Genomic DNA, 24,366 nt, shown 5'->3' with positions numbered 1-24,366 from the left:
AAAACGGCATCCTCGCGGATGCCGTTTTGCATTTGAGCCGTATCTGGCGGCGGCCTCCTCAGGCCGCGTCGTCGACCGCATCCTGGCCGGACGTCGGCACGTAGTTGAGGACCGGCCCCAGCCAGCGCTCCACTTCCTCGACCGACATTCCCTTGCGCTTGGCATAGTCCTCGACCTGGTCGCGCTCGATCTTGGCGACGCCGAAATAATAGGATGCCGGATGGCCGATATAGAGGCCGGAGACCGACGAGCCGGGCCACATCGCGTAGCTTTCCGTCAAGACGACGCTGGTCGCCTCTTCCGCGTCGAGCAGCCGGAACAGCGTTGCCTTTTCCGTATGGTCGGGCTGGGCCGGATAACCGGGCGCCGGGCGGATGCCGTGATAGGCCTCGGTGATCAGCTCGTCCGCCGAGAACTGCTCGTCGGCCGCATAGCCCCAGAATTCCTTGCGGACCTGCTCGTGCATGCATTCGGCGAAGGCTTCCGCGAAGCGGTCCGCCAGCGCCTTGACGAGGATCGAGGAATAGTCGTCGTTCGCCCGTTCGAACCGCTCGGCGATCGCCACTTCCTCGATGCCGGCCGTGACGACGAAACCGCCGACATAGTCGTCGAGACCGGTCGCGACCGGTGCGACGAAATCCGACAGCGCCACGTTCGGGCGGCCGTCCCGCTTCGAAAGCTGCTGACGCAACGTGAAGAAGGTCGCGAGTTCTTCCGCGCGGCTTTCATCCGTGTAGACGCGAATATCGTCTCCCACCGTATTGGCCGGCCAGAAGCCGATCACCGCCCGCGGCCGGAACCATTTTTCCGTAATGATCTTGTCGAGCATCGCCTGGGCGTCCGCATAAAGCTGGCGCGCCGCCTCGCCCTGCTTCTCGTCTTGGAGGATCGCCGGGAAACGTCCCTTCAGCTCCCATGTCTGGAAGAACGGTGTCCAGTCGATGTATTTCGCCAGTTCCGCCAGATCGTAGGTCTCGAACACCTTCGTGCCGGTGAACTGCGGCTTCTTGGGCTGATAGGACGACCAATCGATCTTTTCGGCATTGGCGCGCGCGCGAGCGATCGGCAGGCGGGTCTTTTCCGCTTCCGAGCGGGCATGCGCGGCGGCAACCTTCGCATATTCCGCCTGAACCGTGCTGATGTAGCTCGGCTTTCCGTCTTCGGACAGAAGCGCGGACACCACGCCGACCGCGCGGCTGGCATCCGTCACGTAGATCGCCTGGCCGCGATTGTAGCGCGGGTGGATCTTGACCGCGGTATGCACGCGGCTGGTCGTCGCGCCGCCGATAAGAAGCGGAATGTCGAAACCCTGGCGCTCCATTTCCGAAGCCACATGCGCCATCTCGTCGAGCGACGGAGTGATCAGGCCGGAAAGCCCGATGATATCGACCTTTTCGGCAATCGCCGTTTCCAGGATCTTGGTCGCCGGCACCATCACGCCGAGGTCGATGATCTCGTAATTGTTGCAGGCGAGCACGACCCCGACGATGTTCTTGCCGATATCGTGGACGTCGCCCTTGACGGTCGCCATCAGCACCTTGCCGGCCGATTTTTTCTGGTCGCCGCCATTGAGGCGCTTTTCCTCTTCCATGTAGGGCAGAAGCACAGCGACGGCCTGCTTCATGACGCGGGCGGATTTCACCACCTGCGGCAGGAACATCTTGCCCGAGCCGAACAGGTCGCCGACCACGTTCATGCCGGCCATCAGCGGGCCCTCGATCACATGCAGAGGCCGCTCCGCATTCTGACGCGCCTCCTCGGTATCGCCCTCGATGAACTCGTTGATGCCGTTGACGAGCGCATGCGAAAGGCGCTTCTCCACCGGCCATTCGCGCCAGGCGAGATCTCTCTCCTTGGCTTCCTTGGCCCCGGTCCCGCGATAGCGTTCGGCGATATCGAGCATCCGTTCGGTGGCGTCGTCGCGGCGGTTGAGGACGACGTCCTCGCAGGCCTCGCGCAGGTCCGGATCGATGTTCTCGTAGATCGCCAGCTGGCCGGCATTGACGATGCCCATGTCCATGCCCGCCTGGATGGCGTGATAGAGGAACACCGCATGCATCGCCTCGCGCACCGGCTCGTTGCCGCGGAACGAGAAGGAGAGGTTCGAGACGCCGCCTGAAATATGCACGAGCGGCATGCGCTCGCGGATGGTCTTCGTCGCCTGGATGAAGGCGAGACCGTAGCTGTTATGCTCTTCGATACCCGTGGCCACCGCAAAGATGTTCGGGTCGAAGATGATGTCTTCCGGCGGGAAATCCGCTTCCTCGGTCAGGAGCTTGTAGGCGCGTTCGCAGATCGCCACCTTGCGCTCGTAGGTGTCGGCCTGGCCCTGCTCGTCGAAGGCCATGACCACGACGGCCGCGCCGTAATTGCGCAGCAGCTTGGCCTGTGCGATGAACTTCTCCTCGCCCTCCTTCATCGAGATCGAGTTGACGACCGGCTTGCCCTGCACGCATTTCAGGCCCGCTTCCATGATCTCGAACTTGGACGAGTCGAGCATGATCGGCACCCGGGCGATATCCGGCTCTGCGGCGATCAGGTTGACGAATTCGACCATCGCCCGCTGCGAATCGATCAGGCCTTCGTCCATGTTGATGTCGATGACCGACGCGCCGTTTTCCACCTGGTCGCGGGCAATCGCCAGCGCCGCGGTAAAATCCCCGGCGGTGATCAGCTTGCGGAATTTGGCCGAGCCGGTGACGTTGGTGCGCTCGCCGACATTGACGAACGGCACGTCCTTGGTGAACTCGAAGGGTTCGAGGCCTGCAAGCGACATGAACGGCCGGTGCTCCGGCACCTCGCGGGGATTGTGCGGTGCGACCGCTTCGGCAATCGCGCGGATATGTTCCGGCGTCGATCCGCAGCAGCCGCCGACGACGTTGACCAGGCCTTCCGCAGCAAATCCTTCGATCTGGCGGGCCATGTCGTCCGGCGATTCGTCGTAACCCCCGAATGAATTCGGCAGGCCGGCATTCGGATAGGCGGAGATGAACGTGTCGGCGACGCCCGAGAGTTCCTGCAGGTGCGGCCGCATCGCATCGGCGCCGAGCGCGCAGTTGAGGCCGACCGTGAAGGGCTTCGAATGACGGATGGAGGACCAGAAGGCCGACGGCGTCTGGCCGGACAGCGTGCGGCCTGAAAGGTCGGTGATCGTGCCGGAGATCATCACCGGCAGGCGGATGCCCTTTGCCTCGAAACGCTCGGCGCAGGCGAAGATCGCGGCCTTCGCGTTGAGCGTATCGAAGATCGTCTCGATCAGGATGATATCCGCGCCGCCGTCGATCAGCCCATCGAGCTGTTCGCCATAGGCAAGCCGCAGGTCGTCGAATGTCACCGCCCGGTAACCGGGATTGTTGACGTCGGGAGAAATCGAAGCCGTCCGGTTGGTCGGGCCGATGGCGCCGGCCACGAAACGGCGGCGACCGTCTTCCTTCTGTGCCCTCAGCACCGCCCGCCGTGCCAGCCGCGCGCCGTCTCGGTTCAGGTCGTAGACGGCGTTCTCCATCTGATAGTCGGCCTGGGCGATGCGGGTCGAGGAGAACGTATTGGTTTCGATGATGTCGGCGCCGGCCTTGGCATAACGATAATGGATTTCCTCGACCGCCTGCGGCTGCGAGAGAATCAGAAGATCGTTGTTGCCCTGCTGGTGGCAGGCGCATCCGGCAAATCGCTCGCCGCGGAAATGACCTTCGTCGAAACCCAGGCCCTGGATTTCAGTGCCCATCGCACCGTCGAGGATGAGGATGCGCTCACGAGCCGCGGCCTTGAGTGCCGAGAGAATCTCCGCGCCATCGCGCGCGGCGGCTTCGGGACCAAAGAGTTCGTCGAACATGGCACTGCCCTTCATCATTTCCGGATACCTCAATAACCGCATAAAGATATGTTTATGTCAATATATAACCGGTGCACCGTGCGATATAGAATAGTCGATGACATGAAACCGGCCGGGCGTTATAGGCGTTCTGACCCCAATGCCCCGCCATAGCGATTCCGAGGTTTTCATGAGCGACACCGGTCAGACAGAAGCCAAGTGGGCGAGCCTTCCCTATCATCGTCGCTGGCTCCTGAACGAGGGCGACGGGCTCTTCGATTTTTTCCAGTACCGAGCGATGAACCCAAAAGGTGGTTTCTTCGATCTCGACGACCACGGCACCCCGATCGGCGGCGCCAATCCGACGCGGGGCATCCATGCCTCGGCGCGTATGGTCCATTGTTTCTCGATCGGCTACCTGCTCGGCCGGCCCGGCTCCGGTGATATCATCGACCACGGCATGCGCACGCTCTGGGAGCGCCATCGCGATAGCGAATATGGCGGTTATTTCTGGCAGGTCAACGATGACGGCGCAGCCGATTCCGCCAAGCAGGGTTACGGCCACGCCTTCGTGCTGCTCGCCGCCTCGTCGGCAAAGGTCGCCGGCCATCCTCTCGCCGACCAGATGCTCGCCGACATAAGCGAGGTTCTGGAAACCAGGTTCTGGGAACCGCGCCACTGCGCGATCGCGGAAGAATTCGCCCGCGACTGGTCGCCGATCGACGGCGGCAGCTATCGCGGCCAGAATTCCAACATGCACCTCACCGAAGCGCTGATGGCCGCTTTCGAAGCGACCGGCGAGAAGGCATATCTCGACAAGGCGGAAAGCATCGCCGACCTCGTCATCCGCCGCTCCGCCGGCAGCGTCGGGTTCCGGGTCGCCGAACATTTCGATCCGGAATGGACGATCGATAAGGACTATTACCATCCTGACGAGATGTTCCGCCCCGCCGGCACCACGCCGGGCCATTGGCTGGAATGGTCGCGCCTCCTGCTGCAGCTTTGGACGCTCGGGGATAAAAAGCACGGCTGGATGCCGGATGCGGCGAAATCGCTGTTCGTCCAGTCCATGTCACTGGGTTGGGACAAAGAGAAGGGCGGCTTCTTCTACACGCTCGACTGGAACGACAAGCCCGCCAAGACCAACAAGCTGTGGTGGCCGATGTGCGAGGCAGCCGGTGCCGCGCATTTCCTCAACGAGCACCTGCCGGCCGACGATTTCTACGAGGACAGCTACCGGCTGATCTGGGGCACGATCGCCAACCGTTTCATAGATCACAAGAACGGCGGCTGGCACGAGGAACTGACCGAGGATCTCGCCCCGGCCCACACCCTCTTCCCCGGCAAGGGCGATATCTATCACGCCCTGCAGGCCTGCCTCATCCCGCTCTTTCCGGCAAACGGCAGCCTGACGAAGGTCATCGTCGAGGCCGAAGGGCGTATCTGAAGCGTGCCACTCAACGTCACCCCGCGGTGACGGAACCATCCATGCCTGCATCAGTTTCCCGTGTCACATAGTTGTAACATCGGATATGGTGAACCATGCTCAACGTTCTCGCCGAAGAGTTTTCCCACGAGGCGCCCGTTGCGATCGAAGTGCTTCTGGTGAGGCTGATCGGCGCAACACTCCTCTGCGGCTTGATCGGCCTGGAACGCGAGTTCCGCAACAATTCCGCCGGCCTGCGCACCAATATGCTGATCGGCCTCGCATCCGCCGTGTTCACCCTCGCCGGCCTGCAGATCATGCATGAATTCGGAAACCGCCCCGATACGGTCCAGATCGACCCGATCCGTCTCATCGAGGCCGTTACCGCCGGCATCGCTTTTCTCGCCGCCGGCGTCGTCTTCCAGATGCGCGGCGATGTGAAGGGCCTGACCACCGGCGCCAGCATGTGGCTGTCTGGCGCGATCGGCCTTTGCGTCGGCCTCGGCATGTGGATCGTCGCCATGACGGCGACCGGCGCCGGCATCATCGTCCTCTGGCTGCTGCGCAAGACCGAAGTGGCCGCAGGCTTGAAAGATGAATAGCGGCAAGGCGTCGGAGATAATACGGATCACCCGCCCGAGCGCAGCGTCACCATTGCCCGGATGCGGGTCGTCAGCAGCTCGTAGTCATAGGGCTTGGTAATCAGCGCGGTATTGCCGAGCGTCTCCGATCCCGGCACGTTGCGGTCGCCGGTCGCGAAAATCACCGGCAGGTCGGCAACCGTTTCTCGCAATTTCAAGGCGAGCTGCAAGCCGCTCATTTCAGGCAGATGGACGTCGGTGACGAGGATGTCGATCGGATCGCTGCCCGCCGCGGCAAGCGCTTCGGCAGCCGATCCGGCCTCGATCACGGTCATGCCCGCATCCTGCAGGAAATCGGCGGTCGAGATGCGGATCAGCGCCTCGTCCTCCACCAGCAGAACGGAGATCGGCAGATCCGGCGCCGATGGTTGTTCGACGGCAGGCTTGGCCGAAGCTGCCTCGGCCAAACTTGCATCGGCCAAACTTGCCTCGGAAGGACTTTCCGGCAAGCGCGGCTGTGGAGCCTGCCGGCTCTGATCGATCACCTGGCGGATTTTTCGGGCGAGCGCCTCCCGCGTATAGGGCTTGCTCAGGAGATTGACGCCCGGGTCGAGCCGCCCGCCATGGACGATCGAATTTTCGGTGTAGCCCGAGGTGAACAGCACGCCGAGATGCGGCAGCCGCTCCTTGGCCCTTTTGGCGAGATCGCTGCTCTTCAGCCGCCCCGGCATCACCACGTCCGTGAACAGGCAGTCGATCGGCACGCCGCTTTCGATGATCGCAAGCCCGCTGTCGGCATCCTTGGCCCGCAGGACCCGGTACCCCAGTTCCGCAAGCAGGCTGACGGTGATTTCCCGCACCGCTTCGTCGTCCTCGACGACCAGGATCGTCTCGTTTCCGCCGAGGGCAGCGCCACCGGTATTTTCGGCGACCACATCCTCGTCCTCCATCGATCGCGGAAGATATATCCGCACCGTGGTGCCGTTTCCCGGCTCGCTGTAGATCCGGATATGGCCGCCAGACTGCTTGACGAAGCCGTAGACCATCGACAGGCCGAGCCCTGTGCCCTTGCCCTCCGGCTTGGTGGTGAAGAACGGGTCGAAGACCTTGCTCAGAATGTCGGCCGTCATGCCCGTACCGGTATCGGTGACCGCGAGCATCACGTATTGGCCCGACTCGATGTCGAACGTGTGGCGCGCATATTCGTCGTCGAGATAGGCGTTACCGAGTTCGATCGTCAGCTTGCCCTGCCCGTTCATCGCATCGCGTGCATTGATCGCGAGGTTGAGGAGCGCATTCTCGACATTGCTCGGATCAACAAGCGTATTCCAAAGCCCGCCGCCGACGATCGTGTCGATCTCGATCGCTTCGCCGAGGCTGCGCCTCAGGAGATGGTCCATCTCGCGGATCAGGCGGCTCAGATTGATCACCTTCGGTGAAAGCGGCTGGCGGCGGCCGAAGGCGAGAAGCTGCGAGGCAAGCCGGGCGCCGCGCGAAGCCCCCGCAAGCGCGCTGTTCAACCGCCTTTCGGCAACTTCGTTGCCCGCGAATTCCCGGCCGAGAAGCTGGAGATTGCCGGTGATCACCTGCAGGAGATTGTTGAAATCGTGGGCGATGCCCCCTGCGAGATTGCCGATCGCCTCCATCTTCTGGCTCTGGCGAAGCACTTCCTGCGTCCGCTCGAGCTCGATCGTTCTTTCCTCGACGCGGTGGCCGAGGGTTTCCGCGAGGCTCGAAAGCTCCGATTCTGTCTTCTTCTGCTCGTCGATATCGGTATTGGTGGCAACCCAGAGAGTGATCTCGCCCTCGGCATTCTTGATCGGCACCGCGCGGCTGATGAACCAGCGATAGACGCCGTCGTGGCGGCGAAGGCGGATTTCCGTCTCCAGCCGGCTTCCGGTGCGCAAGGCCTCGCCCCAAGCGGCGGCAATCCGGGGCGAATCGTCCGGATGGAGCATCTCAGAGCGCCGCTCCCTGTCGAAATAGAAGGACTCCAGGCCGCTATAGGTGAAGATCTGGTCGTTGCACCATTGCATCCGGCCATCCGGCGTCGCCGTCCACACATGTGTCGGCAAGGACTGGGCAAGCGTCCTGAAACGGTCCTCGTTTTCGCGGGCCGCCTCCTGTGCACGGCGAAGCTCCGTGACGTCCTGGCCCTGCACGAAAATGCCATCGACCATCCCGTCGTGATCGCGGATCGGCTGATAGACGAAATCGAGAAAGCGTTCTTCCGGCTCAGCGTTTTCGGAGGACTGGAAAACGACGCGCGCGCCATAGGCGCTATAGGGCGTACCGGTCCGGTAAACCTCGTCGAGCAGCTCGTAGACACCCTGGCTGGCGACATCCGGCAAAGCCTCGCGCACAGTCTTGCCGATCAGGTCCTCGCGGCCGACGATCGTCCGGTACGACCTGTTGACGATCGAGAAAATATGCTCCGGGCCACGCAGCACGGCAATGAAGCCGGGCGCCTGCTCGAACAGCATGCGCAGATATTCCCGCTCCTCGCCGAGCGCGGCATTCTGCCCCTGGACCGCATCGGCCCGGCGCATCAGATCCGTATGGACCTTGAGGACGCCGTCTCCCGCGGATCGGCTGCGCAGCAGGTGAAGTTCGGTCACGTCCACCGTATGCTGCAGGATAAAGATCAGCCGCCCCGCCTCGTCCTTGATCGGCGTATGGGTTGCGCTCCAGTAACGATCCTCGAGCTCTCCATCGGGACCTGGGATCGGATAGGGGATGAGCGGCAGGTGATCCACCTCGGCGGTGGAGAGGACCTTGGCGAAGGACTGGCGCAGCAGCCGGCCCGGGACAGAATCCGGTTCGCTTGGAAACGCATCGAACATGGTACGGTCGACAAGCTCTTCACGGCTGCGCCCCGTCACCGCCAGATAAGCGTCGTTCATTCCGACAAGCCGCAATTCCCGGTCGAGTATGACATAGGGATTGGGTGAGAGATTAAACAACTGATTCAGATCGATTTCGGAAAGCTCCGTCAGTCTGAACATGCGCCGTCCCTGATGCCAATGCATCACAGGTTATAGGGCTTCCGCTAATATTGACAATTGAAATCAAGAGGGTTCAGGAAATCTCCCACGGGATTATCGCGATACGCTAAAAGACATCTAACGCCCCGATTTTGCTCGCGGTTCCGGCACCGCCCTGTGCGGCATCAGGCCGGATTACTTGATCCGGATCCGCTGCCTTTCCACCGGTTGGACGAAAAGCCGGGCGACCTCGTCGGCCGGCATCGCCTTGCCGTAACGATAGCCCTGCCCCGCCTCGCAGCCCATCAGGCGAAGCGCCGCCTCCTGCTCCTCGGTCTCGATGCCTTCGGCAATCGTCTTCAACCCCAGCTCCCTGCTGAGCGCGATCAGCGCCCGGGTAATGGCGGCATCGCGCGGTTTGGTCAGGAGATCGCGCACGAACCCCATGTCGATCTTGAGCGTCGTCAGCGGATAGCGCTGCAGCGAACCGAGCGAAGCGTAGCCCGTACCGAAATCGTCGAAGGCGATGCCGACGCCGAGTTCGCGCAGCGCCTGGATCGATTCGAGCGACTGGTCGTCGTCGTTGAGCGTGACCGTTTCGGTGATCTCAATCTCGAGGAAACGCGGATCGAGCGAGTAGCGTGCGATCAGGTCGACGACGCTGCGCGCCAGATCGCCGGCCCGGACCTGGGCGGGAAACAAGTTGATGCCCATCTTGATCGGTGGATACCCCGCCGCATCCCAGGCGGCCATCTGGCGGCCCGCTTCGTCCAGCACCCAGAAGCCCACGTCGAGCGCGATCGAACTCTGCTCCAGAGCCGGGAGAAAGGCCGCCGGCGACAGGAGCCCGCGCTCCGGATGCTGCCAGCGGATGAGCGCCTCGACGCCGAATACCTCCCCGGTGTCGAGCGTCACCTGCGGCTGGTAGTGCAGCACCAACTCGTTCTTGTTCAGCGCCCGCAGCAATTCGTCCCGCAGCATTCGCTTCGCCAGGGTTTCGTTGCGCATCGACTGTTCGAACATGCGCACGACCCGGCCGCCGGCCTGCTTGGCCCGGTAGAGCGCGAAGTCGGCACTGGCGATGAGCTCCTCGGAATCGGAACCATGGTTCGGCGCAAGCGAAAAGCCGACGCTCGCCCCGATGCGGAACGTGTGCCCGGCAACCTCGAACGGTATCTTGAAAGCCTCGATGACCGCATTCGCAGTTTTCTGGGCGACGAGAGGATCCCCGGTTCCGGGAATGAGAATGGCAAACTCGTCGCCGCCGAACCGGGAGACCGTGACGTTGCGGTCGAGAACGGCCGGCAATCTGACACCGATCGCCTGCAGCAGGGAATCGCCGATGCCGTGCCCCAGGCGATCGTTGACGTCCTTGAACCCATCAAGGTCGAACAGCAGCACGGCGAGCGGCCGGTTGCGCGCCAATTCCTCGCGCAAAAGGTCTTCGAAACGAGGCCGGTTGCACAAGCCGGTGAGCGTATCCTGGCTTGCCAGCCTCAGGAGCCGGACGTCGCGGTCGCGGCGTTCGGATATGTCCTTGATGATGGCGCCCACGCCGACGCCGCGCTGATCGTGCCAGATCGAAAGCGCCATCTCGACCGGGAACTCCGAGCCGTCCTTGCGGCATGCCGAAATCTCGACGGTCTTGCCCTTGAGCATGGAACTGCCGCCCGCGGCCACGCGCGCGAGACCGGCATTGTGAGCGGCTCGGAACCGTTCGGGCACGATAAGGTCGAGCGAGCCACCGACCATCTCCTCCCGGCTGAAACCGAACATATCGAGCGCCGCCTGGTTGACGAACTCGACGCGGCCGGTGGGATCGACGGTAATCAGCGAGAGATCGGTGGCATCCGCAAAGTTGGCAGCCGTCGCCTGCGGTATGCCCTCCCGACGCAATTCCATGTGCTCCATGACCATGGCGGCAAGGCCGGCGAGCGTTCGCCTTTCCCGCTCGGAGAAACTTTCTCGCACCTGCGTATCGGCGATGCACAGCGCTCCGAGCCGGAAACCGTCCGGCGAGATCAGCGGCGCACCGGCATAAAACCGGATGAATGGTTCGCCGGTGACGATCGGCAGGCCGGAGAACCGCGCATCGAGCCGGGCGTCGGACACCACCAGAACATCGTCCGTGCGGATCGTGTGATCACAAAAGGATTCGGATCGGTCGGTCTCCTGGATATCGAGACCCGAACAGGCCTTGAACCATTGCCGATCTTCTTCGATCAGCGTCACGAAAGCCATGCGCGTGGAAAAAAGCTCGGAGGCAAAACGGCAGATTCGGTCGAAGCGGTTTTCAGGCCCGGAGCCCGCGATGCGGTAGTTCGCCAGAGCGTCGAGCCGTCTGCGCTCCGCAATATCGATGCTGTCGGCGTAAGACATCTCTGCTCCAGAGGAGGGCGGGTAGTAGGACTACCATAGAAATCCATCCATTAGAGAAAGCATAACGGCGCGCCCCCAAGAAATGAATGGTGTTTGACGGGGTCCTCGCCCGTTCGGCCCGATGTAAGAGAGCTTTCTCGACTTAAAATGAAAAACCTCCCGGATTTACATCCGGAAGGCTGCTTCGGTGAGGCACAATGTCCCGAAATGGATCATCCTATCGGGGAAGATAGTAACGGCCGCGCTCGTCGCGCTCCAGCCCCTTGGAGCGGAAGGTGTCGAGTTCGCGGACGACCTCGCGGCCATCGCGGCTGCCGACGGCGGCCATCAACTCCTCGAAATGTTTGGCGCCATCCTTCAAAGCCGCTTCGAGCGACGGGAAACGATTGCCGGGATAGGACGGAGCCTGCGGCGTGACGAGCTCCCAGCTCTGGGCATGCTGCATCGGCCAGGTCAGGTCGTAGCCCGCTTTGGCGCCGGAGCGGGAGCCGTGAAGCGACGGATCGAGCGGCGACAGCCGGACGCCGGTGGCGATCACCAGATCCCGGTCCGCCTGAAAGCGGGTACCGAACGCCCATTCCATCTGGCTGTCGTCGAAGATGTCGATATCCGGATCGACGACGAAGACGTTCTTGACGCCGACGGCGCCGAGAACCGCATAGAGTGCCGAACGGGCCTCGCCCGGATAGGTCTGGCGGATGGAGAAGCGCATGCTCATCGAGCCGCCGGCGGCGACCGGCGCATAGACGGCGACCGGCTGGCGCACGACGTCGCGGAGCGTCTTCCAGACGTTCATCTCCATACGCAGCGCTTCAAGGTTGGAGGTATCGGTGAAGTCCATGCGATTGCCGCTGATGGTCGCGGTCTGGAACAGCGCGTCCCTGCGGTGGGTGATGGCGGTGACATGGAAGACCGGATTGGTTTTCACGACGCCGTAATAGCCGAGATATTCGCCGTAGGGCCCTTCCTTCTCCACGTAACCGCGCTCGTCGAAATAGCCTTCGATGACCATTTCCGCGTCGGCCGGGACCATGATGTCGCTGGTGACGCATTTGACGACCGGCAGCGGCGCCCCGCGCAGGGAGGAGATCAGTTCCAGTTCGTCGACCGGCTCCTTCATGGTGGCCGACACCATGTCGATCGGATGGCAGCCGACCACATAGGCAACGTTCAGCCGCTCGCCCCGCTCGGAAGCGGCCATATACATGACGCGCAGGTCGCTCGGCGCAATCAGGTCGACGCCCGCTTCCTGCGGGCCGCGCAGCATCAGCCGGCGCATGCCGCAATTGTAGCGGCCGTCCTTCGGGTCGATCGTATAGTCGATCGTCGCGGAAATGTAGGGCGCACCATCGAGCGCGTGCTGAACGTGGACCGGCAGCTTGAGGAGATCGGCGTCAGTACCGGACAGCACGACCTGCTGCACGGGCGCTTCATCACCGGAAAGCTTCACCAGTTCCGGCTTCAGCGACAGGCGGCGGCGCATCTCGAGTGCCACGTCGCCGGCGGGCACGCCGAAAGCCTTTGCGAGACGGGAACGGCTGCCGACCACGTTGCCGATCAGCTGCTGGCCTTCGGGACCTGCATTTTTGAACCAGACGGCCTTCGGGTTGTTCTGCAGGATCGCCGCGACATCGGCCAGATCGACCTTCTCCTCGCGGATCTCGAGCTCGTCGGCGCTCAGGCTCTCGACGAAATTCTTCAACCGGAAACGGTCGAGATCAAGCGCAGCGGCGGATTGAGTTGTCGTATTGGCGGTCATTCTTCCTCTCCCGAAAACGCGTTTCTGCGTAGGACGGTTTTTAGCCAGAACAGTTGATTAAATCAAATATAATTATACAATGTTGTATCAGGTCGCCTCGGGGAGGTGCGACCGACCGGCGTCGACTGCGAGACCTGGTCATCCATGGGAGGAAGTTCATGCAGACTGTCACTCGTCGTTTCATGCTTGCCGCATCGGTCGCCGTTGCCGGTAGCGCCCTCGGTCTTTCGCCGGCCGCGGCCCAGGCGGATTATCCAAATCAGACCATCAGCATGATTTGCGCGTTCCCGGCCGGCAGCGGCGCCGACGTCATCGTCCGCTTTTTCGCCGAGAAGATCGCCAAGGTCTCAGGCGCTACCATCATCGTCGAAAACAAGCCCGGCGCCGGCGGCAACATTGCCGGACAGTACGTCACGCGCTCCAAGCCGGACGGCTACACGATCTTCTTCCACACCGGCAGCGCCGTTGCCGGCAACATGCACATGTTCAAGACGCCGCCCTTCGACGTGGTGAAGGACTTGCAGGTCGCTGCCACCGTCAACAAGCAGCCGCACATGATCGCCGTTCCGGTATCGAGCCCGATCAAGACCATGAAGGAGCTGACCGAATACCTGAAGAAGGAAGGCTCGAACGCGAGCTATGCCGTCAACAACACGTCGGGCAAGGTGCTGGCAGCCATCTACAAACAGGAAGCCGGCCTCGAAACGGTCGAGGTCGCCTATAAGAGCAGCGCCGATTCCATGAACGACATCATGAGTGGCGCCATGGCCTTTGCCGCCCAGGATCCGGTCTTCTCCCTGTCGCAGTTCCGCGAGGGCCGCTACCGCCTGCTGGCCGTCAGCTCCGCGAAGCGCATTCCGGGCGCTCCCGACGTTCCGACCATGACGGAATCCGGCTACCCGATGGACCAGGTCGGCTGGTTCGCGATGATGGTTCCCTCGGCGACCCCAAAGGATATCGTCAACAAGATCAATGGCTGGACCAGGCAGGTCCTCGGTCAGGAAGAGGTCAGGAAGTTCGTGACCGACCAGGGCGGCGACGTGTTCGTCTCGACGCCGGAAGAAGGCCAGGAATACCTCAAGAAGGAGGTCGCGGCCTGGGCCGGCTACGTCAAGGTTGCCAATATCCCGCAGCAATGAACCCTTCGGCCTCGCGGTTCGTTGCATAGGCGGGAGCGGCGCACCGTCGCCGCTTTCTTTCGTGCAGGCACCCGCCCGCACGTCGGCACAAATAAACGCGCAAAAGTATATGCTTTTTAAGCTACAACCGCTTCGGCCGTTGGACGCCGCATCCGCGCGCATGCTAGAACGAATTCGAGGATAGGCTGTCAGGTTTCAGATGCACACAGGAATGGGGTTCCTCCTGCAGACGATCGGCTTCGGGTAGGCATCATGGCTTCCAAGACGTTCGCCGAAAAGAAGGATGACTATATTCAATCTTTCTTGAGCCGTCGGTTTTCCCCCGCCGAGGTTTATGTCATTGCGACCGTCGGCGTGCTGATCGCGTTCGGGCTGCGCATTTCGCTGCATGGCGTCCTCGACGAAAGGGCGCCTTTCACGTTCTTCATTCCGCCGATCCTGGTTGCCGCCCTTATCGGTGGCCTGCGGGCCTCGCTTTTCGCGGTGGCCCTTTCCGTTCTGGCAGGTTACATCATCAAGGAGTTGACGCCGCGGGGAGCCGTTTTTTCGGAAATGGCCATGCTCAGCGCCATTGGCGTGGTGATCGCGCTGCTCGGCGAAATCCTTCACTCCGCCCGCAAGGCGATCGGAAAAGCCCAGGCGAGAGCTGATTCCCGCGAAGCCCATCTTCGCTCCGTCCTCGACACCGTTCTCGATGCCAGCATCGTCAGCACAAGGGACGGGACGATCGTTTCCTTCAACGCCGCTGCAATCCGCCAGTTCGGCTACAGCGAAGAAGAGGTGGTCGGCCAGAACCTGCGCATGCTGATGCCGGAACCCTACCGCCGCGAACACGACGGTTACATGGAAAGGTATCTGAGGACCGGCGAGAAGCGGATCATCGGCATGGACCGCGTGGTCGTCGGGCGGCGCAAGGACGGCTCGACCTTCCCGATGAAGCTTGCTGTCGGCGAGACCCATACCGGCGGGGAAACCTTCTTCACCGGCTTCGTGCGCGACCTGACCGAACGCGAGGAATCGGCTGCACGCCTGCAGGAGATCCAGGGAGAACTCGCCCGGCTCGCCCGCCTTAATGAAATGGGTGAAATGGCATCCACCCTTGCCCACGAATTGAACCAGCCCCTCTCGGCGATCGCCAACTATGTGCATGGTTGCGCACGCCTTCTGCGCGACATGGACGAAGCCGTGGCGGTGCGCATGCGCGAAGCGTTGGAAGAGACGGCGAACCAGTCGCTCCGGGCCGGCCGAATCATCAAGCATCTCCGGGAATTCGTGACCAAGGGCGAGACGGAAAAGGCGCCGGAGAATATCCGCCGCCTGGTCGAAGAAGCCGGCGCTCTGGCGCTGGTCGGCTCGCGCGAAAAAGGTGTCCGGACGGTTTTCGAATTCGCGCAGGGTCCGGAAATGGTCACCGTCGACCGCATTCAGGTCCAGCAGGTGCTCACCAACCTGATGCGCAACGCCATCGAGGCGATGCGCGACAGCCAGCGGCGGGAACTGGTCATCCGCACCCTTCAGGAGGACGAAGACATGATCCAGGTGATCGTCCAGGATACCGGCCCCGGAATTCCCGAAGAGATCGCCGGGCAGCTTTTCAAACCCTTCGTCACCACCAAGGCCGGCGGCATGGGGATAGGGCTTTCGATTTCCAAGCGCATCGTCGAAGCGCATGGCGGCGAGATGACGGTGACGCGCAATGAGGCCGGAGGAGCGACGTTCCGTTTCACACTCCCGATCGACAAGGAGGAACGCGAGAATGCAGACGGGTGACTACACGATCCATATCGTCGACGACGAGGAGCCGGTCAGAAAGTCCCTTGCCTTCATGCTGACAATGAACGGCTTTGCAGTGCGCATGCATGAAACCGCCTCGTCCTTCCTGCAGTTCGCGCCGAGCGTGCGAAATGGCGTTCTGGTCACCGACCTCAGGATGCCGGACATGACTGGCGTCGAGCTGATCCGCAAGCTGACAACCAGCCGGACCGGCATTCCTTCGATCGTCATCACCGGCCACGGCGACGTGCCGATGGCGGTGGAGGCGATGAAGGCGGGTGCCGTCGACTTCATCGAAAAACCGTTCGGCGACACGGTCATCATCGAAGCGATCCAGCGGGCGGCCGAACTGCTGTCGGATAAAATGCTCGATACGGACGACCTGGCAGAGGTTCAGACGCGGCTTGAAAGCCTGAGCGACCGGGAGAGGCAGGTGCTGGCGGCCGTGGTTGCCGGTCTGCCGAACAAGTCGATCGCCTACGATCTAGACATAAGCCCCCGCACCGTCGAGGTGCACCGCGCCAACGTGATGGCCAAGATGAAGGCGAAAAGCCTGCCACAGCTCGTTCGCATGGCGATCGCCGCCGGTTTCGGTCCCAATTGAACGGCGCAAAAATATTGGAATTTCTTGATCTATCGCAAAGCGCCACTCCCCACGCAGGCCCTAGATGTCTGATTTGAGCGGCTCTCCGGCTGCCCCCACCCGCGCGGGAAGTTTGGTGTTATCACAAGCGAGAAGCATAGTCGTCATCGCGCCCGATCTCGGTCTCAGGCAGTCGTTGACATTCGCACTCGAGGTAGAGGGCTACCGGGTCGAGGCCCATGAATCCTGGCGCAAGAGCGCCGCCATCCTCGGCCCGACGCTTTGCATGATCATTGACGACCAGGTGCTGCGCTCCTCGAGCGATATCCTGCAGCGCCTGCTCCAGTCGGGCCAGGCGGTGATCCTGCTCACCGACGGCATGTCTCCACCCATCGAAGGCGAGATCGGCCCGGTCCTGAGCCTCGCCAAGCCGTTCAACGGCGCCGATCTTCTGGGTCTCGTCAAGAACCTTGCGCTCACGGCCTGAGCCGGATCGAAGCTGTCCTGCCGCCCGCCCCTACGTAAATCCCCCTAGTGATACAACCCAATTTTTCCCCTGCACGTCTTCTGTCATCTTGAGACTACAGCAAGGGGAGACGTGAACATGCACACCGCAGCCGCTCATGCCACGAAGTTGGAGCTCACCAAGAGCCAGATCGTGATCGCACCCCAGGCCGCGGGTCTCTTCCGGGCCAATACCGTGACGACCTTCAATGCCGGTGCCGAAATCTACGCTCCCGGCGACAAGGCAGGTACATTCTATCACGTCGAATTCGGTGCCGTGCGGATCCACCGCCTGTTGTCGGACGGAAGGAGGCAGGTCATCGCTTTCCATCTGGCTGGAGAAACTTTCGGGTTCGAGGCTGACCGGACCCATAGTTTCTTTGCGGAAGCCATCGCCCCGACGGGCTTGCGCGGCATCAACCGGGCCACCAACGACCAGGCCTTGCCGGAACTGCTTTCTCTGGCGCTGCGCGGCATGCTGCGCGCCCAGGAACATATCATGATGATCGGCCGCCAGACGGCGGTGGAACGGATCGCCGGCTTCCTCGTCGACATGGCGGAACGCCAGGGCGGGCTCGAATATTTCGACATACCCATGACCCGGCTGGATATAGCCGACTATTTAGGCCTGACGATCGAAACGGTGTCGCGCGTTTTCGCAAAACTCCGTGCGGCCGGCCTTATCAAACTGCGGAGCATTCGTTGCATCGAAATCAAGAAGCACGAAGCACTCCGCAGCCTCTGCGCATGACAGTGAATGAAAGTGCATAGCAGTGCATGAGCGGACGGTGGCGGCCGTCCGCTGACCATGGAAGTGCATATCTCCTCAATTTCGTAACATCCTCCCTCACTGCTGAGCGGCAGGTCGTCGTCCCCCGGCGGCCTGCCGCAAAGTCGTGCCTGCCGATCGGCGGACACCTGAGCATCAGTCCCGCGCCACTTCCAATTCATCGAGCAAACTGCGCATCTGCCGGACAATCTCGCCGCTCGTCTCATAGGAAACAGGCGCCTGGAAACCGAAGGCAATGGCGCGCTCGTCCGTGCTTCCGACGGGCCGGCGGCAGGAGCTGTGGACTTCGTGCACGCCGGTTTCGCGCACCACCCGTTCGACGGTCGCGAGATTGATGCCGCCGCCGGGCATGATCGAAACCCTGTCCCCCGCCCGCTCCACCAGCATCTTCAACATCTCGGTCCCGTCCGGCCCGCTGACCTTGAGGCCGGAGGTCAGGACACGCTCGACGCCGAGCTCGATCGCCTGTTCCAGCGCCTCGAACGGATCCGGCACCAGATCGAAGGCGCGGTGAAGCGTCACCCCGAGGCCTTGTGAATGCGCCATCAGCCGCTTGAGCAAGCCCATGTCGAGCACCATGTCCGGTCGGCTCGCGCCGATCACCACGCCTGCAAGGCCCGCCGCCCGAACCGCATCGATATCGGCCATCATCGCCGCCTCGTTGTCGGCGTCGTAGACGAAGCTGCCGGCGCGGGGCCGGATGATCCCATAGACCGGGACCGGCGCCTTGGCGGCAAGCGCGATCATGCCCGGCGGCGGCGTCAACCCGCCGACGTCGAGTGCCGCGCAGAGTTCTATGCGGTTTGCGCCGCCGGCGATGGCGGCCGCCAGACCTTCGGGACTATCGACGCAGACTTCGAGCAGGATGGACAGGATCAGTCTCCTTGACGACCGGCACTCTTGTAACAGCAGGCGCCGCTGAAAGGCGCTTTAATGACCTTGAACGGCACTCTCGCGACCGTAGCCGGCGCTTTGATGGCCGAGCACGGCGGCCCCGACCAGCCCGCCATCCTCCAGCCTGAGCGCCGGTGTCACCAGCGGGTGATCGAAGCGATTGAGGATACGCTTGCGCACCGCCCGGTCCAGCGCATCGATGAGCGGCGTGACCGAGGCAAGCCCGCCACCCACCGGCACGATAGAGGCGCCGGTGACATTGACCGACAGCGCCAGCGGATCGGCGATCAGTTCGAGATAGACGGCAACGGTCCTCGCCGCCTTCGCCTCGTCCGCCTGCCAATCCTCGAGGATTCGATAACTCGTCTCTTCGCAGCCATGCAGGAAATGATGCAGCCGCTCGATGCCGCGCGCCCCGCCGATCGTGTCGACGCAGCCGGACTGGCCGCAACCGCAGGAAAAGCGCGGAATATGCAGCGTCTCGCCGCCGAGCTCGACTGTCGTGTTGAGGATCGGGCCGTGACCCCACTCGCCGGTGACCCCGCCGGCGCCGCGCACCAGCCGTCCGTCGATCGCCAGTCCCCCGCCGATGCCGGTGCCCATGATGGCGCAGAAGACGACCGCATGGCCTCGCCCTACCCCCTCGTTGGCCTCGGCGAGCGTCAGGCAGTCCGCATCGTTTGCGGCCAGCACCGGCCGTCCGAGGATGCCTGAGAGCTCGTCGCCGATCCGCCTTCCGGTAATGCAGGGAATATTGGCCGAGGTGGCAAACCCGGTCCGAGGGTCGATGAGGCCGGCAATCGACAGCGCCAGCGGCGAAGCCGGATCACCCGCCTGCACATTGCGCTCGATAAGCGTCGCGAGAGAAGCCGCAAGATCGTCCCAATTGGCGGCAGGCGTCGCCACCTTCTCCAGCGGCACCAGCGCGCCCGGCGCCGGCGAGACCGCGAATTTCATGAACGACCCGCCGATATCGACGCAGAAGACCGGTTTTGCCGGCCCGACGCTGCCAATTGCTGGCTGGCCTGTCGTACGGGGTGTGGCGGCGATGCTCATTTGCGCGGATCCAGAAGATCGCGAAGACCGTCACCGAGAATGTTGAAGCCGAGCACGGTGATCATGATCGCCAGCCCCGGAAACAGCGACATCCAGATGTTGAGGCCAAGATAGTTGCGGCCGTCGCTCATCATCGCGCCCCACTCGGGAAGCGGCGGCTGGGCGCCGAGGCCAAGGAACGACAGGCTTGCGGCCGACAGGATGACCGTGCCGGCGGTCAGCGTCGACTGCACGATGATCGGCCCGATCGCGTTGCGCAGGATATAATGGCTCATGATGCGGCGGCGCGAGATGCCGAGCGAGACGGCGGCTTCGACATAATCCATGCGCTTCAGGCCCAGCGTGAGGTTTCGGCTGAGCCGGGCGTAGACCGGCACGGAGAAAATGGCAATGGCGATCAAAAGGTTGATCAGGCTGGTGCCGAGCACGCTGACGATCAGGATGGCGAGCACGATGCCCGGAAAGGCAAACAGGATGTCCATCGTCCACATGATCGCCTGGTCGACATACCGGCCGCTCATGCCCGACAGGATGCCGAGCGGCACGCCGACCAGCACCGCCAGCCCTACGGCCAGGACCACTTCAAGCAGTGAGATGCGCGCCCCGAAGATGACCCGGGCGAAGATGTCGCGACCGTTGTCGTCGGTGCCGAACGGATGCGCCAGCGACGGCGGTTCCATGGTCGCCAGCAGATCCTGCATATAGGGATCGGCGGGTGCGATCAGCGGCGCGCAGATGGCCGCAAGAACGATGACGCCGATCAGCAGGCCACCGAGCGTGATGCTGCGATGGGTCGCCATCCAGCGCAGTCCCCGCAGAACGGCCGGGCGCCGCGATGCGATATCGGTGTCAACGGACGCCATCAGTCGAACCTTATCTTCGGGTTGAGGACGGCGATCAGCAGCTCGGCGAGAAAATTCATCATCACTACGCCGGTGACCGCGACCAGCGTCACGCCCTGGATGACGGGATAATCCCGGTAGCGCACTGCATCGACCAGAAACCGTCCGATACCCGGCCAGTTGAAGACGGATTCGGTCACGACAGCGCCGCCCATCAGGCTGCCGAAATTCAATCCGACGATGGTGATGATCGGGATGAGCGCGTTGCGCAGCGCATGGCTCCAGTAGATCTTGCTGGGCGCCACGCCCTTGGCGTAAGCCGTGCGGATATAATCCTGGCTCATCACCTCGATCATGCTGGAGCGCGTCATGCGGGCGATGACGGCCGTCGGCAGCACGGCAAGCGTGATCGACGGCAGGATGAAGCTTTTCCACGAGCTGGCGCCGAGCAGCGGCAGCCAGCCAAGATGCACGGAAAACGTATTCATCGCCATCAGCGCCAGCCAGAAATTGGCGATCGAGGCGCCGGCAATCGCAAGAATCATCACGAACTGGTCCGGCCAGCCATGCCGGTAGATCGCAGCGATCATCCCGGCCGGCACGCCGATGCCGATGGCGATCAGATAGGCGGTGATCGCCAGCCCGATCGTGAACGGCAGGCGTTCGCTGATTTCGGCAACGACCGGCAACTTCGACTTGATCGAGGTGCCGAGATCACCCCTCACCGCCCCATAGGCAAACGAGGCGTATTGCGCCGGCAGGCTGCGGTCGAGGCCGAGCCGGACGGTCATGTTGTCGACCGCCTCCTGGGTCGCCTCGGGTCCGGCCATCAGCCGCGCCGGATCACCCGGCAGAGCGCGGATCGCCACGAAGACCAGCAGCGATACGCCGACCAGGATCAACGGCAGAGCCAGCAATTTCTTGAGGATGTAGGCTTTCATGCGCCTGTCCTGGAACCCGGTTTCCCGGCCCCATGTTTCATAAAAGGAAACGGCGGACGGATTTCTCCATCCGCCGTATTGTTGATATTACTTCTTGGCGTCCTTGACGACGATCAGGCCGCCCGGAATGACCCAGGCACCCTTCACGCTGGCGCGCGTCGCGAACAGGTCCTGCTTGGTATAGAGCAGAACATGCGGAGCCTGCTCGTTCACTTGCCTCTGGGCGTCGACATAGATCGCGTTGCGCGCCTTTTCGTCGAGCGTCGAGGCAGCCTTGTCGATCAACTCGTCAAGCTTGGCATCGGAGAAGAAGCCGAGGTTCGCACCGGCGGGCGACGCGCTCTTCGTGTAATAGAGCGGGCGGAACTGCAGGTCGGCGCCGTTGACGCCGGAAGACCAGGAGGCGATCGACGAACCGATATTGTCCTTCTCCTTGCCGGCCGGATCCTGGAAAGCCGCCTTCGACCAGACGCCACCTTCCATCTTGCGCACGTCCAGCTTGACGCCGGCCTTCGCCCACATCGCCTGCAGCAGTTCGCCGATGCGCGATTCCTGCTCCTGGACGATGGTCGACATGGCAAAGCCGTCCGGGTAACCGGCTTCCTTCAGGAGCTGCTTGGCCTTCTCGACATTGTACGGATAGGGATTCAGCGACTTGTCATACCCGGGGGTGACCGGGGCGAGCGGAGAGCTGGCCGGCGTCGCATAACCGTTCATGAACGCCTTGACGAGGCCGTCGCGGTCGGTCGCATAGTTCAGCGCCTGGCGGACGCGGACGTCGTCGAGCGGCTTCAGCTTGGTATTGAGCGAGACCCAGAACACGGCCGAACCATCGGTCGTCGAAAGCTTCATCTCAGGGTTTGCCTTGACCTGCGCGGCAAAGGCGGCCGGGAACGGATTGATGACATCGGCATCGCCGGTCTGCAGGGCCATGTTCATGACCGAAGGCTCGCCCGTCCAGCTCCACTTGATCTGATCTTCGCCCTTCGGGGCTCCGCCCCACCAATCGGAATTCTTGGTCTGCAGCACGTATTCGCCGGACTTGTATTCCTGCAACTTGTAGGGACCGGTGCCGACAGCCTTGGAGCCGACCGTGCCGGCGGCATCCGCGGTCGGGCTGACCATCAGGCAGGGACCAGTCGTGAGTAGCGCGAGGAAGGCCGGATACTGCGTCTTCAGCTTGAACTGGACGGTCGTCGGGTCGACGGCGGTGACACCTTCGAGGAAGGTCCGCAGCCGACCGCTGGCGGCGAGGCCGCGCTTGGTATCGAGGTGGCGGGCAAAATTCTTGACCACGGCGTCGGCGTCGAAGGCCGTGCCGTCATGGAATTTTACGCCCGGACGCAGCTTGAAGGTCCAGACCAGACCGGAAGCGTCGGCCGACCATTCGGTGGCAAGCGCGGGCTTCATCGACAGATCGGGATCGCGCTTGACGAGGCCTTCATACATCGGGTCGAGCAGGGCCGCGGTATAGGTCGCGGTCTGGTCGCCCGGATCCATGGAACGCGGCGCTTCGGTCTGCATCACGTTGAGCGTCGCGGCGCTTACGGCAACCGGAAACACGAGGCTGCCCGCAACCGCGCAGGCAAGCGTGAAATGGCGACTTTTCAGGAATATGGTCATGGTCGTTCACCCTTGGTTTTGTTGACACGAGGGCGGTCGTTGCCGCCTTAGATCATTTTTATAATTTATTGGCGTTGATTTGTTCATTTTCTGAACTTAGTGTCAACCCACCTTCACAAACAGAAAACAGCTGCCTTGAACGCTCTGCTTACCTCCTCCCAGCGCCAGCTTGTGCGCGTCATCAGCGAGTCCGGCCCGCTCAGCCGGACCGAGATGGCGAGCCTGCTGGGCTTCAGCAAAGCGGCAATGAGCGGCATTGCCCGCGACCTGATCGACCTCGGCGTGTTGCACGAGACGGAGACGGTCTACGGCCAGGGCCGGCCGTCGGTGAGGCTCGACCTGCATCCGGAATGCGCCTTCTTCGTCGGCATCTCGTTGCTCGAAGACCCGGCGCCGATGATCCTCAGCGACCTCAACGGCAAGATCATCACCCGCCAGTCGATGCCGCTGTCGCGCGATCCGCATGTCATCGCCGAAGCGATCACCGAAGGCCTCCCGAGCCTTCTCGAAGCCCATCCGGACGCCAAGGAAAAACTCTCGGGCATCGGCGTCGCCCTGTCCGGCTTCGTCGACGAATCCCAGGCCAATTGCGTGCAGTCCACCCTGCTTGGCTGGCAGGACGTACCTCTCGCAAAGATCATCCGCCAGCGCTCCGGCGTCGAGACCTTCATCGAGAACGACGCAAAGGCGGTCGCCGTCAGCGAAAAGCTGTTCGGCAGCGCTCGCGAAATCCAGAGTTTCAGCGTGGTCTCGCTCGGCGACGGCATCGGCTGCGCCCATTTCATCGACGGCAAGCTCTATCGCGGCAATCACGGCGGCGCCGGCGAGATCGCCCATTGCACCATCGAGCCCGGCGGTTCCCCCTGTCGCTGCGGCAAGCGCGGCTGCCTCGACACCGTCTCCTCCATGAAGGCGATCAAGGAAATGTCGCGCGCCGAGGGCCTCGAATGCACCTCGCTGTCGGATATCGAATACGAAGCATCGACCGGCAACGCCGCCGCGATCCGCATCCTGCACCGCGCCGGCTCGGCGCTCGGGCTGGCGATCGCCAACCTCATCCAGATCAACGACCCCGGCCTGATCCTGATCACCCATGTCGAAGGCTCGTTCGACGGCCTGTTCGGCACGGTGGTCAACCAGGCCATCGAAACCAACGTGCTGCCGCGTTACGCCGGCCAGACGCCGATCCGCATCAAGCGTGTCGATGGCGACGTCTGGGCCAGAGGTGCTGCCAGCATCGCAGCCCATAATTTCCTGATCGGCCCCAACTCCAACTGAGGT

General features: G+C 62.6%; 17 protein-coding genes. 8 read left to right on the top strand and 9 right to left on the bottom strand.

The window, feature by feature from the left end:
• Nucleotides 1-58: 58 nt before the first annotated feature.
• The gene (metH, locus tag C5J26_RS04985; RefSeq protein ID WP_105400963.1) at nucleotides 59-3,832 is read right to left on the bottom strand and encodes a methionine synthase; all 3,774 of its coding nucleotides are present in this window, start codon (nucleotides 3,830-3,832) and stop codon (nucleotides 59-61) included.
• Nucleotides 3,833-4,001: 169 nt separating this feature from the next.
• Between metH and C5J26_RS04980 the strand changes: the two genes are divergently transcribed.
• Both C5J26_RS04980 and C5J26_RS04975 read left to right on the top strand, forming a co-directional pair.
• Entirely contained in the window at nucleotides 4,002-5,258 is a 1,257-nt protein-coding gene (locus tag C5J26_RS04980; protein ID WP_105400962.1) for an AGE family epimerase/isomerase, read from the top strand.
• 95 nt (nucleotides 5,259-5,353) lie between these two features.
• Nucleotides 5,354-5,839, top strand: a complete 486-nt coding sequence (locus C5J26_RS04975; RefSeq protein ID WP_105400742.1) for an MgtC/SapB family protein — start codon at nucleotides 5,354-5,356, stop codon at nucleotides 5,837-5,839.
• Nucleotides 5,840-5,865: 26 nt separating this feature from the next.
• Here C5J26_RS04975 and C5J26_RS04970 read toward each other — a convergent pair whose 3' ends face one another.
• The 3 genes from C5J26_RS04970 to C5J26_RS04960 all read right to left on the bottom strand — a co-directional run bounded on the left by C5J26_RS04970 (nucleotide 5,866) and on the right by C5J26_RS04960 (nucleotide 12,940).
• On the bottom strand, nucleotides 5,866-8,823 hold the full coding sequence (locus C5J26_RS04970) for a PAS domain-containing protein (RefSeq protein WP_172745753.1): 2,958 nt from the start codon (nucleotides 8,821-8,823) through the stop codon (nucleotides 5,866-5,868).
• Between the two features lie 174 nt (nucleotides 8,824-8,997).
• Nucleotides 8,998-11,181, bottom strand: a complete 2,184-nt coding sequence (locus C5J26_RS04965; RefSeq protein WP_105400740.1) for a bifunctional diguanylate cyclase/phosphodiesterase — start codon at nucleotides 11,179-11,181, stop codon at nucleotides 8,998-9,000.
• A gap of 217 nt (nucleotides 11,182-11,398) precedes the next feature.
• Nucleotides 11,399-12,940 (bottom strand): UbiD family decarboxylase, encoded by a 1,542-nt coding sequence (locus C5J26_RS04960; protein WP_105400739.1) that lies wholly within the window; start codon nucleotides 12,938-12,940, stop codon nucleotides 11,399-11,401.
• A 158-nt stretch (nucleotides 12,941-13,098) separates the two neighbouring features.
• On the opposite strand from C5J26_RS04960, the gene C5J26_RS04955 reads away from it, so the two are divergent.
• The 5 genes from C5J26_RS04955 to C5J26_RS04935 all read left to right on the top strand — a co-directional run bounded on the left by C5J26_RS04955 (nucleotide 13,099) and on the right by C5J26_RS04935 (nucleotide 17,690).
• On the top strand, nucleotides 13,099-14,079 hold the full coding sequence (locus C5J26_RS04955; protein ID WP_105400738.1) for a tripartite tricarboxylate transporter substrate binding protein: 981 nt from the start codon (nucleotides 13,099-13,101) through the stop codon (nucleotides 14,077-14,079).
• Between the two features lie 252 nt (nucleotides 14,080-14,331).
• A complete protein-coding gene (locus tag C5J26_RS04950; RefSeq protein WP_105400737.1) occupies nucleotides 14,332-15,849 on the top strand; it encodes a PAS domain-containing sensor histidine kinase in 1,518 nt (505 codons plus the stop codon).
• Entirely contained in the window at nucleotides 15,836-16,456 is a 621-nt protein-coding gene (fixJ, locus tag C5J26_RS04945; protein WP_046667538.1) for a response regulator FixJ, read from the top strand. The genes C5J26_RS04950 and fixJ overlap by 14 nt, the downstream gene beginning before the upstream one ends.
• Nucleotides 16,457-16,571: 115 nt before the next feature.
• A complete protein-coding gene (locus C5J26_RS04940) occupies nucleotides 16,572-16,922 on the top strand; it encodes a transcriptional regulator (protein ID WP_172723832.1) in 351 nt (116 codons plus the stop codon).
• A 117-nt stretch (nucleotides 16,923-17,039) separates the two neighbouring features.
• Nucleotides 17,040-17,690, top strand: coding sequence for a helix-turn-helix domain-containing protein (locus C5J26_RS04935; RefSeq protein ID WP_105400735.1), 651 nt, complete (start codon nucleotides 17,040-17,042; stop codon nucleotides 17,688-17,690).
• A 174-nt stretch (nucleotides 17,691-17,864) separates the two neighbouring features.
• Here the strand turns inward: C5J26_RS04935 and C5J26_RS04930 are convergent, their stop codons facing one another.
• The 5 genes from C5J26_RS04930 to C5J26_RS04910 form a co-directional block, all read right to left on the bottom strand.
• On the bottom strand, nucleotides 17,865-18,602 hold the full coding sequence (locus C5J26_RS04930) for a copper homeostasis protein CutC (RefSeq protein WP_105400734.1): 738 nt from the start codon (nucleotides 18,600-18,602) through the stop codon (nucleotides 17,865-17,867).
• A gap of 57 nt (nucleotides 18,603-18,659) precedes the next feature.
• Nucleotides 18,660-19,679, bottom strand: a complete 1,020-nt coding sequence (locus tag C5J26_RS04925; RefSeq protein ID WP_105400733.1) for an ROK family protein — start codon at nucleotides 19,677-19,679, stop codon at nucleotides 18,660-18,662.
• Nucleotides 19,676-20,542: an ABC transporter permease gene (locus C5J26_RS04920; protein ID WP_105400732.1), complete on the bottom strand. Its 867-nt coding sequence runs from the start codon at nucleotides 20,540-20,542 to the stop codon at nucleotides 19,676-19,678. Before C5J26_RS04920 ends, C5J26_RS04925 begins: the two co-directional genes overlap by 4 nt.
• The gene (locus C5J26_RS04915) at nucleotides 20,542-21,462 is read right to left on the bottom strand and encodes an ABC transporter permease (RefSeq protein ID WP_105400731.1); all 921 of its coding nucleotides are present in this window, start codon (nucleotides 21,460-21,462) and stop codon (nucleotides 20,542-20,544) included. Before C5J26_RS04915 ends, C5J26_RS04920 begins: the two co-directional genes overlap by 1 nt.
• Before the next feature lie 87 nt (nucleotides 21,463-21,549).
• Nucleotides 21,550-23,085, bottom strand: coding sequence for an ABC transporter substrate-binding protein (locus tag C5J26_RS04910; protein ID WP_105400730.1), 1,536 nt, complete (start codon nucleotides 23,083-23,085; stop codon nucleotides 21,550-21,552).
• Between the two features lie 135 nt (nucleotides 23,086-23,220).
• Here C5J26_RS04910 and C5J26_RS04905 point away from each other — a divergent pair, with 135 nt between their 5' ends.
• The gene (locus C5J26_RS04905) at nucleotides 23,221-24,363 is read left to right on the top strand and encodes an ROK family transcriptional regulator (protein WP_245441073.1); all 1,143 of its coding nucleotides are present in this window, start codon (nucleotides 23,221-23,223) and stop codon (nucleotides 24,361-24,363) included.
• The last annotated feature ends 3 nt before the right edge of the window (nucleotides 24,364-24,366 follow it).

The sequence above is a fragment of the Neorhizobium sp. T7_12 genome, from assembly GCF_002968535.1.
GTDB lineage: Bacteria > Pseudomonadota > Alphaproteobacteria > Rhizobiales > Rhizobiaceae > Neorhizobium > Neorhizobium tomejilense.
The sequence above is the reverse complement of the archived record's forward strand: the minus strand, read 5'-3'. Positions and strand labels throughout refer to the sequence as shown.

Bases quoted from the DNA above. Each gene is read 5' to 3' on its own strand.
- metH (WP_105400963.1), bottom strand. From the start codon at position 3,832: ATGTTCGACGAACTCTTTGGTCCCGAAGCCGCCGCGCGCGATGGCGCG.
- C5J26_RS04980 (WP_105400962.1), top strand. From the start codon at position 4,002: ATGAGCGACACCGGTCAGACAGAAGCCAAGTGGGCGAGCCTTCCCTAT.
- C5J26_RS04975 (WP_105400742.1), top strand. From the start codon at position 5,354: ATGCTCAACGTTCTCGCCGAAGAGTTTTCCCACGAGGCGCCCGTTGCG.
- C5J26_RS04970 (WP_172745753.1), bottom strand. From the start codon at position 8,823: ATGTTCAGACTGACGGAGCTTTCCGAAATCGATCTGAATCAGTTGTTT.
- C5J26_RS04965 (WP_105400740.1), bottom strand. From the start codon at position 11,181: ATGTCTTACGCCGACAGCATCGATATTGCGGAGCGCAGACGGCTCGAC.
- C5J26_RS04960 (WP_105400739.1), bottom strand. From the start codon at position 12,940: ATGACCGCCAATACGACAACTCAATCCGCCGCTGCGCTTGATCTCGAC.
- C5J26_RS04955 (WP_105400738.1), top strand. From the start codon at position 13,099: ATGCAGACTGTCACTCGTCGTTTCATGCTTGCCGCATCGGTCGCCGTT.
- C5J26_RS04950 (WP_105400737.1), top strand. From the start codon at position 14,332: ATGGCTTCCAAGACGTTCGCCGAAAAGAAGGATGACTATATTCAATCT.
- fixJ (WP_046667538.1), top strand. From the start codon at position 15,836: ATGCAGACGGGTGACTACACGATCCATATCGTCGACGACGAGGAGCCG.
- C5J26_RS04935 (WP_105400735.1), top strand. From the start codon at position 17,040: ATGCACACCGCAGCCGCTCATGCCACGAAGTTGGAGCTCACCAAGAGC.
- C5J26_RS04925 (WP_105400733.1), bottom strand. From the start codon at position 19,679: ATGAGCATCGCCGCCACACCCCGTACGACAGGCCAGCCAGCAATTGGC.
- C5J26_RS04920 (WP_105400732.1), bottom strand. From the start codon at position 20,542: ATGGCGTCCGTTGACACCGATATCGCATCGCGGCGCCCGGCCGTTCTG.
- C5J26_RS04915 (WP_105400731.1), bottom strand. From the start codon at position 21,462: ATGAAAGCCTACATCCTCAAGAAATTGCTGGCTCTGCCGTTGATCCTG.
- C5J26_RS04910 (WP_105400730.1), bottom strand. From the start codon at position 23,085: ATGACCATATTCCTGAAAAGTCGCCATTTCACGCTTGCCTGCGCGGTT.